Here is a 14188-nt window from a genome sequence, read left to right as displayed (position 1 = left end):
CAAACCAAAACTAAATTATTTGGCTTTAAACCCGATTTCTCCACGCTTTTATTTGGATGTTGACTTCTACGGCTCTATCACTATTTAAAACACTGGAAAGCATGGCCACGCCTTGTTCGGTGAAAACATAAGGTAGATATTTTGAATGTTTGCCTCGTCTCTTTAAGATCACAATTTGTGATCTTAAAGATTCGTCTAAATTGGAAGTCACAAATTGTGACTTCCAATTTTCCATCTCTTCTTTAGTGAGCTGAAACATAAAATCCGGCGGAAAACGCTTGATATTTCTTTTTACCGCCTGATTCAAAACCATGGTTTTTACTCCATAAAGCTCCGCCAGATCACGATCCAGCATCACCTTACGATTGCGGATAATATAAATTTTGCTAACTATTCTTTCACTTGGGACCATTGAATACTCGGACATAAAATATAGAATTAAACCTCTTGACAAATAGAACTCAATGTATTATTATTCATTCAGAATCACGATGAGGGGACACACCTAAGGTTTCGTCCGAAGGGTAATGCCCCTCTTTTGTTTTAGCCAATTTTTTATTTAAATTATTTAGAAAAGCCACATCTTCATTAAATGCCCTCAACAAAGAAGAATAATGATACATATCAGGCACTAATAATTTTCATAATTGTAAACTACCATATCATATCTCACATGAAACTTGGATAAAGAAAAAATAAAATAAATTAGTTTCAAAATTATAAGATATCCCCAATGATCCTCTTGACATATTTTCAAGATATATTATAATAATTCTAGAAAAAGGACTTTCGGCCGTGCTATACGCGTTACGGCACAAATTGGCGGAAGGTCTTTTTTATTTGCTTAATTCTCACACGGAAACGCAGAAATTAGCCATTTCTGATTAGAGTGCATATCTTTTTTGATTTGAACAAAAAATAATTTTCCATCTGGAGTTTTGCCAACAAAACGATATAATATCGTGTTCGGTTGCTCTAGACTTTGTTTAGTCAGAATTGGATGGCATTGTCCCCTTTCTATTAGTTCTATGGCACATGGAAATAACTTAACTCGTCGTGTTTTGTCACGGTAATTTAGTTTGCTGTGCAAATGACCCCAGAAAAGTCCTAAAAATATCTTCTCTTTATTAAAATAGGCCGACCTTACGTAAGGTCGCCTTTTAGTCCTCCTACATATCTCTTGATAAACAGAAAAAGACTTCTTATAAACTTCAGCGTAATTTGTTCCGGGTACTCCTTTTGTTTTTGCCTGAAAAATTTGAAGATTCTGGGCCATGGATGGTTTTTAAAATTTTAACTATTTTGGGAACTATTTTGACGATACAGCGCGGACAAAACTCTAATCTCTGAACAGACCTTATGCCAAATTCCTTTAAATCAGCTCCATAACAAAACATGGTTAGTGATAACCACTTATTCTCATCCGCTTCCGCATTTTGTTTTCTATGACACACATCACAATATGATACTTTAGACATATTACTAAATGATTAAAAATAACAAAAATACTTTAACATACCCCAGATAAAATTTAGGTAAAGAAAAACTAAAATTTGGATAAAAGAAAAATAAAATAGCCAAGCGATGTAACTTGGCTACTTCAAGATAATTTAATTCAACTTATTTCCCCATCCTATATAACTCATAAACCTCGGTAGCGGACAGGGCGCGGTTGTAGATGCGGGCATCATCAAACCAACCATTAAAGTACCCCTCATACCCCGGCCCGGCTATTCTGCGACCAATATAAACTGCTTGCGTGGCGCCATAATACGCGGTTGGGCTGGAAAGAGTAGTAGAACTAGAAAGCACGCCATTGATATATAAACTTATTTTATTGGTGGCTGTATTTCTAACGCACGCAACATGATACCATTTGTTAATGCTCGGCAGTACTCCATTATACCCGGCTTGGTCGCCGAAGCTGGCGTTGTAGTAACTGCCACAGCCAAATCCGGTGTAATGCCAGGTGACATTATAATTATTTGCCATTAAAAAATTTTGATCACCTTCGGTTACGCCAATTACCGTATAGTAAGTACCGTCCGCCGGAAGAGTTTTAAATTTAACCCAGGTCGCATAAGTGTAGTTATTGTTTGCAATTATTCCGGTAGCACCACCATTTATATATCCGGTACTCCCATCAAACTTCACCGCCTGTCCGATTTTGCCATTAACTTTTGTAACTCCCCCATTCAAAATGCCGTTATTATTGGACCCGCTTTTATCCAAAGTTAAAATATTTGAAGCCCAATCTTTTCCATCAAAAGTCCAGTGGCCAACCAACCCAGTGCGCAGTTGCGCCTTAACCAAGTCGGTTTTGTTTATCTTTCCTCCGCCTTGTTTGTATAGTTCTTGAACTTCAGAGGCGGACAGAGCACGGGAGTAGATGCGAAAGTCATCCATCAAACCCCAAAACATCCCTATATTATTAGCATCTTGCGAGTAGCGACCGACCATCGGCGGGTTGGCGTCGTTGGTGGTAATTGTCCCAACTAAACTGTCAGTGTCGGATGTTATAAACACTCCATCAAGATACAGATAACCGGTTTTGTTATTTTTTGTCCAGACAACATGATGCCACTTGCTGTCATTTACTGTTGGACCAACACCGAGAACAAGAATGTCGTTTCCGCTTCCGTCTCTATAAGTTGCTCTAAGTTGATTACTGGGATACTCAATTGACAAATTCACTAAATTATTTGTATTACTACCGTAATCATTATAAATAAAAGCAGGGTGAGCAGTATCAACTATTCCGTAATATTTAAACCACGTACTTACAGTGTAATCACCACTTCCGGGATTAAGGATTGCAGAATCGGCCATTGTAATATTGGCCGTGGCCAGTCCGGGAAAACTTAACGCTTGTCCAATTTTTCCATTAACTTTCCTCAAAGTGCCATTCAGCGTGCCTGTATTGCCTCTTCCACTCTTATCAATGGCATGAGTTGCATCAGAAAAATCCTTACCATCAAAAGTCAATTGGCCAACCAACCCAGTGCGAAGTTGCGCTTTAATCAAATCGGTTTTGTTTATCACTCCCCCGCCTTGTTTATATAGTTCTTGGATTTCCGTTGTGGACAGGGCGCGAGAGTAGATGCGGACATCATCCATTTTCCCGTCAAAGGTACGGTCTGTTGTATTTGATTGATTACCGATGCGGAACTCATGGGTCGCGTCGTTCGCATAGCTGGTTCCACCGGCAACGTCACCATTCAATGATAGTTGTATGCCATTTTTAAATAACCGTCCACGTTTAGTGCTTATATTAAAAACCATACAAAGATGTTGCCACACCCTTGGTGTTATAGCATTATCCAAACTATGGGCATAAACATTTCCGGTACCACCCTGATAATCAATTGATAGTTGAAGAGCATAATTAGGAACCAACAACAAAGCCCATCCGCCATTTGGAGTAATATAATTATCAAATATGGTTCCCAGATTGTTTTTTCCTTGTGATTTGGGATACACCCACGCACAAGCAGTAAAATCTCCTAATGGCAAATTTTGCAATGATGATGGTGTGGTTGCACCTAAAGACATGTAATCTGTGCCAGTACCTGTAAAATTAATGGCCTGCCCGATTTTTCCATTCACTTTTGCCACTCCTCCGATCAAAGTTCCGTTATTATTAAACACACTTTTATCCTTAGTAATCAGGGAAGACGCCCAATCCTTTCCATCAAAAGTCCACCAGCCCACCAGGCCGGTTTGCAAACTGTTGGCCGGAGTTTTAGAAATAACGAGGGCAGAAGTTTTGAGCGGCAAAAATACCCAGACAAGAGCGACCAATACAGACAAAATTGTAAAACGGAATTTATACATAACTATTTTCATATGGGCGTAGCTCCTATTTTCCCATTTTATACAATTGGTAAACCTCCTGCGCGGACAGGGCGCGGGAGTAGACACGAGCGTCGTCAATTAAAGAATTAACTTGGGAACCGTTATCCACGGCTCTTCCAATCACTAGGACACTTGCTGCTGATGCGCCACATGAATTTTCGCCAGAGAGGCCTTGGGAAATGCCATCAATATATATTTTTGCGCTAATTCCGTCGTAAGTGCCGACAAAATGATGCCATTTTGAATCGTTTATTAAGGAACCGGTGCTGTTTTTCCATTTTGCCACGCCGTAAGTCATAACCGGTCTGCCTGCCGGGTACAGTCCTATCCCGTGTCTGTAGCCAGAACTGTCGGTAAACTCGACAAAATGTTTGTCGTCTCTAGCATCATTAGTTTTTACCCACGCGCTGATTGTAAATATCGTGGTCTCATAACCTGTCGCCGAAACTTTGCCATCCACGCCATCAAACTTCATCGCCTGCCCGATTTTTCCTCTCATCAGAGAAGTTCCACCTTGCCTGCCACCATTGTTATTTTGTCCGCTTTGATCAAGAACGCCGGTACTGGTGACTGATAATCCGTCAAAGGTCCACTGGCCGACGAGCCCGGTGCGGAGCTGTGCCTTAATCAAATCAGTTTTGTTTATCACCCCCCCGCCCATTTTATAAAGTTCCTGGATTTCTGTCGCGGACAGGGCGCGGTTGTAGATACGGGCGTCGTCAATAAGTCCATTGATTCTTACAGTGACATCTCCGCCCAAATAAACATTGGCTGTCTGCGCAAAAATAGAAGTGGTGATATTAGGTAATGAATTTTCAAAAATCCCATTGAGATATAACCTCATGGTTCCTTCATTTTTATCCCAAGTACCAACAATATGGTACCAGACCCCTGTCTTAATGGAAGTCACTCCTGTGACAGTTCGATTAGTACCATTATAGATAAGGAAATACGGTTTGTAGTCTGCACCATCTTGAGTGATACCTATCCAATAATAACCCCCGGATTTAACAATCATTTCTTCAAAAGTTCCGGTTAAAACATTAAACTTAACCCATGTAGAAAGAGTTAATCTGTCTTCTAAATCCAAACTTGTATTACTATGCCCTACGTCAATAAAGTCATTTGTTCCATCAAACTTCATCGCCTGGCCGATTTTGCCTCTCACCAGAGAAGTTCCGCCTTGCCTGCCACCGTTATTTCCTAGTCCGCTTTGATCAAGAACGCCGGTACTGGTGACTGACAATCCGTCAAAGGTCCACTGGCCTACGAGTCCGGTGCGCAGTTGCGCTTTAATTAAATCAGTTTTGTTTATCACTCCCCCGCCTTGTTTGTATAGTTGCTGAATTTCGGTAGCGGACAGGGCTCGGCTATAGATGCGCGCATCATCAATAGAACCATTAAAAAAATGAGTACTTCCCTGATATGAACCAATATATAATGGGGCCGAACCGGAATTCCATGAACCAAGAGCATTTGAAGTTACATCTAGTAAACCATTTACATAAAAAGTAGCTTTATTGGTGGAGGCATCATAAACTACAGAAATAAAATACCATTTATTTAAAGAAAGAGGTGAATTGCCAAAAACTGCCGCCGCTCCTCCGTTATATAAAAAAGAGATTTTCTGATTGTAAATAAGCAGGTCTGTACCTACACCAGTGTTGTCTCTGCTAATGATACACGGCCAATCAGCATCAGCACCAAGAGCTTTGGCATTTATCCAAGCAGAAAAAGTATGACTTTCTGTACTTCCAAAACCGCTAGCCGAACCGGCGTTTATTTGTCCGCTTAACCCATCAAGTTTTATTGCCTGGCCAATCTTGCCCCTCACTAGCGACGTCGTTCCCATCCTTGTTCCGTTATTTCCTAACCCATTTTTAGCATTAGCAGTGCTTGCCGTCGTATCCATCCCATCAAACGTCCACCAGCCCACCAAACCATTTGTCAAACTTTTGGCCGGAGAAGAATTGACAACAATAGCGTTTGCTGGTGCCATCAGCCATAGGAATATTATTGCGGCAATTGCGAACGAAATGCGCTTCATAAAATCTATATGGATTTATTTCCCCATCCTATATAACTGCTGGATTTCGGCCGCGGACAGGGCGCGGGAGTAGACACGGGCGTCGTCTATATAACCGTTAAAATAATTTACACCACTGTAATAACCAATATAAATTCCTATAAAATTTTGAATCGTATCAGTATATGCGTCTCCGCTCTGGCTGGCTAAAACACCGTTTTTATAAAGTTTTAATTTATCGCCACTTTTCCAAGTAAACACCCAGTGATTCCAACCTGTTCCTGGGGCAACATACCCTGAATAAACGTTTCCGGCAGAAGTCAAGGAAAGCTGACCGAAAAACCTACCATCGGATGGAAAGACAAAAACAGCGCCCAGGCCGCCTTGGTCACCAACCACCAGAGAATAATTAGAAGGCGCGGCCAATTGTTTGGCCCAAAAAGCAATACTGATCGCTGTATTAGAAAAACCGGTGCAGGAAGAATATATTCTTCCGTCCGCCCCATCAAACTTCATCGCCTGCCCGATTTTACCGGTTGCCACTTTTGTCCCGCCCACCCTGACCCCGTTGTTATTTTGTCCGCTCTTATCAATAACGCCCGTGGTGGTGACTGACGTTCCATCAAAAGTCCAATGGCCAACCAATCCGTTTCGCAGTTGCGCTGTGATTAAATCGGTCTTGCTGATTTTACCTCCACCTTGTGTATATAATTGTTGAATTTCCGTGGCCGAAAGAGCGCGGTTGTAGATGCGGGCGTCGTCTATAGAACCATGAAAAAAATAAACAAACCCGCCAATATGTAAATTACCGGTGGAATCTTCAGTGCTCGTGACCGTGACATCTTTGGTGGCTTTTTCTACTCCATTGATATAAATTTTCATTGTTCTTCCTGAATCAAAAACCGCTGTAAGTAACTGCCATTGATTCAATATTGGCGCAGAAACAGCCAAACTGTTGGCTGAACCGTCACTGCCGTGAAATTGAAAATATAAAAGAGAAACAAAACCGAATTCAAAGTCGGTACCCGCCGCTGCTCCGCTAAAAGCCCCAGTACCTTTTTGAATAATTTCCGCATTTTGTGCATTGGCACGATTAACCCAAGCTGATAGGGTAAAGCTCCCTGTTGGATGGACAGACGGAGACGATGTTATGGTTATCTGACCGCTTCCATGAACCGCATCAAAATTCATCCCCTGTCCAATTTTGCCGATTATCACTTTTGTTAAACCACTTCTTGTTCCGTCATTCCCATTTCCGCTTTTATCGGTGGTCGTTACCGAGGTTGTATCTTTTCCGTCAAAAGTCCACAAACCTCCCAATCCGTTTCGCAGTTGTGCCGTGATTAAATCGGTTTTGCTTATCACTCCTCCGCCTTGTTTATATAATGCCTGAACTTCGGTAGCGGACAGAGTACGACTGTAAATACGAACGTCGTCAAGCACCTCGTTACCAAAAGTATTTGGACTTGCTAAAAGGTCGCCTCTGACTCCAAAAAAATATTTGTTTCTTGATGCTCCCTCACCAATATTACTATTTGCCGAACCTGACTGTTCAATACCATTAACATAAAATTTGGTTGAGTTTGCAGACGCATCCCAAACTGCCACAAGATGATACCATTTATTTAGAACCGGTGTTACACCCCACTGTGTACCGTCACCTGCGGCTTGCCACTCACTATGCTTGGTTACAAATTGACCACTGCCACCCGTTCCATAGTCCCAAACTATTTGGACTGAATAATTACTATCCTGCACATCAATTATTCTTGGATAATTATTACCAGGAGCAATGGTTAAAAATTTTACCCACACAGAAACAGTCACCGGTGTAGACGCGATATCTGTTGAATTGGCGCCCGAAATGTAGCCGGTAGTTCCATTTAGTTTAATTCCCTGTCCAACCTTTCCGGTAGCCACGGAAGTCCCACCCATTCTACCGCCATTATTATTTTGTCCGCTTTTATCAAGAACGCCGGTGCTGGTGACTGATACCCCATCAAACGTCCACCAGCCAACGAGACCTGTTTTTAAATTCGGGGCGCTGGTGTTAGATGTGGAGATAGTGGCGGCGCTTGCCGGCGCTACCAGCCATAGGAATATTATTATGGAAATTGTGAATAAAAATCGTTTCATATTTTACTTTCCCATTTTATATAACTGCATTACTTCGGCGGCCGAGAGGGCGCGGGAATAGATGCGGGCGTCGTCAATGGAACCTTCAAAATAGTATTCATTATGCCCACCCCCTCCTGAAATCCAATTTCCGATTCTAACTAAATTTGTTGAAGCATCCCAGCTTCCCAGGGCTGCACTGGTTCCATCTGCTCTTCCATCCAAATAAAACGTAGCTTTATTGGTATTTGCATTATACGAAACCACGATATGGTGCCAGGCATTGGCTGAAACGGTACTATTGCTTAAAACCGAAACATTAGCATTGTTATAATAATAACAAATTCTGTTTCCGCTGATCGTCAAATTAGAGCCACCCGCTTCCCCCCATGTCCCGCCATTCTCTATAACCCATCCGAGTCCGCTGCTATAATCTTTTGTTCTGTAAACCCAGACGGCATACGTATGACCTATGGCACTTGAATTATTTCCCGCAGAAGCCGCCATTCCAACGTATGCACTGCTCCCATCAAACTTCATCGCCTGACCGAGTTTGCCTGAAACAAGTTTTGTTCCACCAGTTCTGGTACCGGTATTACTATTTCTACTTTTGTCCAGGGCCTGTGTGGTATTTGTATAGGCGCCATCAAAAGTCCACCAGCCCACCAAACTGGAATCCGTTAAAGATCCGCCTTTGCCCGCATTGGAGGAATTGGATTTTGCGGGAAGTGACATTTGATACAGGGCTTTTACTTCGGCGACAGACAGGGCGCGGCTGTAGATGCGAACGTCATCCATTTTCCCACTAAAATATCTACTATACTGACCAGTGTAGTCCAATCCAATTTTTAAAGGATCGCTTGAAACAGCCGGCGGCGAAGAAGCGGTGGGGCCAGCAACAAGAACGCCGTTATAATACATTCTCACGTTCGTACCATCGTATGTTACAGTAGCCAGGGTCCATTTATTCAAAGCCGGACCTGCGACCGTAATAATAATCGTATCGTTAAAGCTAAATATGATATTATCATTGGCATATCTCCACGCCATTGGCATACTCCCAGAATCACGAGTGATTATACCTCTAAGCCCACTTTGTGCTCCAACACCACTCACAGTTGGATAAATCCAAACCGAATATGTACTAGTGGCTATATCCAAAACAGATCCTTGACTTACTGGAACATTAACATATCCGCTCGTCCCATTAAAACTCATTGCCTGACCTATTTCCCCTACCACTGGTGTAACTGTCGTTCTTGTCCCCGTGTTATTATACCCTGATTTGTCCAACGCCTGTGTGGCGTTTGTATCCGCTCCATCCATTGTCCACCAGCCCACCAGGCCGTTGCTTAAATTTATTGTCGGAGTTTGATTTATCTTTCCGCCGCCGAGTTTGTATAATTGCTGGACCTCTGTGGCGGACAGGGCGCGGGAGTAAATGCGGGCATCGTCAACTGAACCGTTAAAAGGAAAGGTAGGACCAGCCCACAATTCTCCAACATGCGTGGCATAAAACGTATTCACATCTTGGGGGACATCGGTATTTTGAGAGTCCTTAAATACTCCATTTTCATACAAAGAACTTACCCCATTAGCCCTTGTCATCACATAATGTCTCCAGGTTTTTTTTGGTAATACACTCGCGACTATAACAGTCGCGTTAATATTATTATAATAAATACCCATTTTATTACCTCCAGTATTTATACAAAAACCATAACTGCCTCCATTATAAAAAGGACATTCCGTCGCGGGTGCGTTTGCGGTGGTATCATTCCAATAAACCCAAACCGACATTGTAAAAGTAGATGTAGAAGTCAAGGCAGTAACACCTGGAGTTGTAGCAATATTCCCGCTACTCCCATCAAACTTCATCGCCTGCCCAATTTTGCCCGAAACAAGTTTAGTCCCGCCATTTCTAGCGCCGGTATTTCCATTTCCGCTTTTATCCAAGGCCTGTGTGGCATTGGTATCCGCTCCATCCATTGTCCACCAGCCCACCAAACCAAAAGTTAAGTTGCTATTGTTAACGCTTTGATTGACAACCATGGCATTTGCAAAACGGGAACGCAAAAACAAGCCCGCGGCGAGTATTATCAGTAAGAAAGGAACTGTGAACAAAACGCGTTTCATATTATTTTCCCATTTTATACAACTGCGTTACTTCAGCAGTGGACAGGGCGCGGTTGTAGATGCGAAGATCATCCAGAGTTCCATCCCAAGAATCATAGCCCGGCAGGTCGCCTATCCAAAATGTCGCGCCGTATGAAGAAGTGGCGGTATCGTTGTCGCTCGCAATAACTATTCCATTTCTAAAAATTTTTTGCCCGACACCGTCTTGCGAAGTAAACGTCCAAAAAGCCCATTTATTAGTCCAGCTTGCATCCCAAGCAATAGAAAGCCTGCCTCCACTAGCAGTGGAACCAAAGTCCCAATAAATACCTCCCCACCCGGGAAAGTGAATATTAAAAAGAGGACCGGAATATATAATTGATGTATTTGAAGCCGGATTAACAACTTTAGCCCAGAAAGAAATGGCGGCACTGGAAGTCGGAAATCCCGTCGTTGCTGAAGTTATAAATCCATTTGTTCCATTAAGCTTCATCGCCTGCCCAAATTTGCCACTCACTCTGGTCACCCCTCCGTTTAGAGTTCCATTATTTTTATTCACACTCTTGTCCAATACAACCGTGGGCGAAGCCCAATCTTTTCCGTCAAAGGTCCAATGCCCAACCAAACCGGAATTCAAATTCGGCTTGGTAGTTTCGGATTTGCTGGTTATGATGCCTCCGCCCTGTTTGTATAATTGTTGGACTTCCTGCGCGGACAAAGCGCGGTTGTAGACACGAACGTCGTCAATAAGACCGTTAAAATAATCCGGTGAACCCATACCAAAACCAATTGCCCCTGCCAAGGTAAACGTTGTTCTTGTTTGATCTATCTCTTTATCCAGAATTCCATCTACATAAAACCTACCCTTAGTCCCATTAAGCGTATAAACACCAAGGTGCCATTTATTGTCTTTGATAATTGCATTACCCTGAAAAGCTTCTGGACTATTATAAGTTGAGTAAGAAAACATCTTCCCGCCAACTGTGCCAAAATACAAACCCCTCGAGTCCCAATAATTATTAACAATTGATTGCTGGTCATTGCTGGTTGTTTTAAACCACCCTGCCAGTGTAAGTGTGGCGCCAGTCGTAAAAGATGGTAAAGTTATTTTTGATGTCGTCCCGTTAAACTTCATCGCCTGGCCAATTTTGCCAGCAACAGAAGTAACCGATATTCTCGTTCCATCAATCCCATTTCTACTTTTATCCGTTGTGGTTACAGCGGTTGTTTCCTTTCCATCAAAAGTCCACCACCCCACCAATCCCGAATTTAAATTTGGTTTGGCGGTTTCAGGTTTATTTACTATCACCCCCCCGCCTTGTTTGTATAGTTGTTGGACTTCGGAAACAGACAAGACACGACTGTAGACGCGGACGTCATCAAGAGAACCAAGCAAATTTGCACCTCCAATATCAAAACTGCCGAGCTGGTCCGAAATTGTAATAGTTGTTAAATACCTCTGCACACCATCAACATAAAATATCGTTCCGTTTGTAACTCCGCTTTGAAATGACATTACAATATGGTGCCACTTATTATCTCTTATATTAATATTAGTATTTCTAAATCCTGCACTACCTCCCCAGCTATATGTTTCCAACAATCCACCCAACATAAAAATGCCATAAGCGTTAGCTTTCTGAATAAGATTATGTTGTCCATCATCATTTAAACTACTGCCCTTTAACCAAAGTGATAAGGTTCCCGTATCAACCTGTAAGGAGGCCGCATTTCCGGTATTAACCCAGGCGGATGTCCCACTTCCACTTAACGCTTGCCCTAATTTCCCGGTTAATTTTCTAATTCCACTAGATACGGTGCCAATATTTCCATTTGTGGAAGTATCTTTTATATGTGTCGGATCAAGAAAATCTTTACCATCAAACGTCCACCACCCCACCAAACCCTTATTTAGATTGGGCAAAGAAACACTCCCCGATGTGTTCACGGTCGCGGAAAAAACGCTGTGCGAAAACAATAGGCCAACGGCGAGAAAGGATAAACCCAAAATTGTAAAACTTATTTTTTTCATGCTGTTCGGCTAATTATTTTCCCATTTTATATAACTGCATTACTTCGGTGGCGGACAGGGCGCGACTGTAAGCGCGCACATCATCAATAGAACCATTAAAATATCTGCCAACACCACTTAGATAACCGACAGACAAAGATCCCATCGCCGCCATAGCTCCGGGGGCATTATTATTACCGCCAATATCCACGCCATTTTTGAAAATCCGTAAACGAGTTCCGTCATAAGTAAAACCAACATGATACCATCTGTTGGCGACCAGGGTGGTTGCAACACTCACCCACGCAGGCGTGTCAAACCCATACCCATAAACCGACAAACTTCCATCCCACTCAAGCAAACTGTACGGCGATCCTACTCCACCTATAATTTCACAACGGCCTCCGCCACAAGTAGCAGGGTCCGTATTTTTAATTTTAATCCAGGCAAAGCGACTGACGTTTGTTCCCGTTATTGATGACCCGGCAACACTGACCCCCGTATCAGAAGCATTAAAGTTCATCGCCTGCCCAATTTTACCTGAAACAAGTTTTGTGCCACCAGTTCTGGTGCCAATATTTCCTAACCCGCTTTTATCAAAAACCGAACCGGCGTCAATATCTTTCCCATCCATGGTCCAATAACCAACAAGCCCGTTGCGCAGTTGCGCTGTGATCAAATCTGTTTTGTTTATCTTTCCCCCGCCTTGTTTGTATAGTTCTTGAATTTCGGTGGCGGACAAAACACGGTTATATTCTCTAATATCATCTAATGAGCCGGCAAAACCGCCGGCACCGCTGCCATATCCAATACTGCCAACGCTTGCCTGCGCTGTTAATGTTTGCGGTGTAGATCTATCAAAGATCCCGTCTAAATAAAATGAAGATACTGTCCCATCATTAGTAAAGGCGATATGATGCCATTTACCATCAGTGACTGTTCTAGTTCCACTTGTTCCCGTTGGGTTCCCACTATTTTGATAAACAAATACCACTCCGGAGGTTAACCCAAAATATATTCCAGCGCCATTAGAATAATTGTCTAACACGCCCTGTTGAGCGGTGCTGGTTGTTTTAATCCAAGCGGTTCGTGAGATTACAGCGGTATTGGTAAAACTCGGCAAAGTTACGGCAGAAGTCGTTCCATCAAACTTATACGCCTGGCCGATTTTGCCCGCCACTTTTGTTATCGCCGTATTCGTTCCATTAAGATTGTGTCCGCTTTTGTCGGTTGAACCATCCTTTCCATCCATTGTCCACCAACCAACCAGCCCGTTGCGAAGCTGGGCATTAACCAAATCAGCTGTATTTATCTTTCCACCGCCTTGTGTATATAATTGCTGGATTTCGGAAGCGGATAGGGCGCGGTTGTAGACACGGACGTCATCCAAATTAAAATTAGCGGCACCGCCACCGCGGGCGCCAATAGTAATATAATTGGCAGTAGAAACCATGGGACTGCTGGTTACAGAGGTTCCATCCGGAACACCATTAAGATAAAACTTTATATTCTGACTGGCCAAATTTGGATCATAAGAAACGGCCACAAAATTCCATTTATTTCTGGTGAGACCGGTATTTCCACGAAAAGCATTATAACCGTTGAGATAGAATGCCAATGTTTCATTTCCACCACCGATATTATTTGTTTCAAACGAATAATCGGCGCCTCCTCTTACTAAAATAGTATTATTATTAGCGGCGATGGTTTTTATTTTTATCCACGCCGTGATGGTAATAATTGAAGGATTAAGAGTGGAGGAATTACCGGCATTAAGATAATTTGATCCATTAAAACTACCTGCCGCCTGCCCAATTTGACCGGAAACGCTTCCCACTCCGCCGTTTTTTACTCCTACATTTCCACTTCCACTTTTGTCAAAAAAAGCTGCAGCATCGGAATCTTTTCCATCCATTGTCCACCAGCCGACAAGGCCGTTGGATAGGGTGGAATTAACGGTAGGTGTGTTGAGAACTGTGGCAGAGGCGGGCTTGAGTACCACAAAAATTATGCCTATCGCTAGAATGAAGGTAAAAATTGAAATAATTGTGAATAATTTTTTCATG

At 42.6% G+C, this 14188-nt stretch carries 8 protein-coding genes and 1 pseudogene; all 9 read right to left on the bottom strand.

Translation table 11 applies throughout. The annotated features are described in order from the left end of the window. Positions 1–49: 49 nt before the first annotated feature. The 9 genes and pseudogenes from WC526_02115 to WC526_02075 all read right to left on the bottom strand — a co-directional run bounded on the left by WC526_02115 (position 50) and on the right by WC526_02075 (position 14187). Positions 50–427: pseudogene (locus tag WC526_02115) on the bottom strand (ORF6N domain-containing protein). A gap of 49 nt (positions 428–476) precedes the next feature. Further along, positions 477–623, bottom strand: a complete 147-nt coding sequence (locus WC526_02110) for a hypothetical protein (GenBank protein MFA5061915.1) — start codon at positions 621–623, stop codon at positions 477–479. 588 nt (positions 624–1211) lie between these two features. Next, positions 1212–1478, bottom strand: a complete 267-nt coding sequence (locus WC526_02105) for a hypothetical protein (protein MFA5061914.1) — start codon at positions 1476–1478, stop codon at positions 1212–1214. A 142-nt stretch (positions 1479–1620) separates the two neighbouring features. After that, entirely contained in the window at positions 1621–3846 is a 2226-nt protein-coding gene (locus WC526_02100) for a LamG domain-containing protein (protein ID MFA5061913.1), read from the bottom strand. A 13-nt stretch (positions 3847–3859) separates the two neighbouring features. Beyond that, positions 3860–5902 carry a LamG domain-containing protein gene (locus tag WC526_02095; protein MFA5061912.1) on the bottom strand — a complete coding sequence of 681 codons (2043 nt, stop codon included), beginning with the start codon at positions 5900–5902 and terminating at the stop codon, positions 3860–3862. Positions 5903–5917: 15 nt separating this feature from the next. Then, positions 5918–8017, bottom strand: coding sequence for a LamG domain-containing protein (locus WC526_02090; GenBank protein MFA5061911.1), 2100 nt, complete (start codon positions 8015–8017; stop codon positions 5918–5920). Positions 8018–8020: 3 nt separating this feature from the next. Continuing rightward, on the bottom strand, positions 8021–10132 hold the full coding sequence (locus WC526_02085) for a LamG domain-containing protein (protein MFA5061910.1): 2112 nt from the start codon (positions 10130–10132) through the stop codon (positions 8021–8023). Position 10133: 1 nt separating this feature from the next. Continuing rightward, the gene (locus WC526_02080; protein ID MFA5061909.1) at positions 10134–12035 is read right to left on the bottom strand and encodes a LamG domain-containing protein; all 1902 of its coding nucleotides are present in this window, start codon (positions 12033–12035) and stop codon (positions 10134–10136) included. Positions 12036–12156: 121 nt separating this feature from the next. Further along, positions 12157–14187, bottom strand: a complete 2031-nt coding sequence (locus WC526_02075) for a LamG domain-containing protein (protein MFA5061908.1) — start codon at positions 14185–14187, stop codon at positions 12157–12159. Position 14188: the final 1 nt, after the last annotated feature.

It is taken from the genome of Patescibacteria group bacterium, assembly GCA_041649475.1.
Lineage (GTDB): Bacteria > Patescibacteriota > Patescibacteriia > Magasanikbacterales > GWA2-37-8 > JBAZNA01.
The sequence above is the reverse complement of the archived record's forward strand: the minus strand, read 5'-3'. Positions and strand labels throughout refer to the sequence as shown.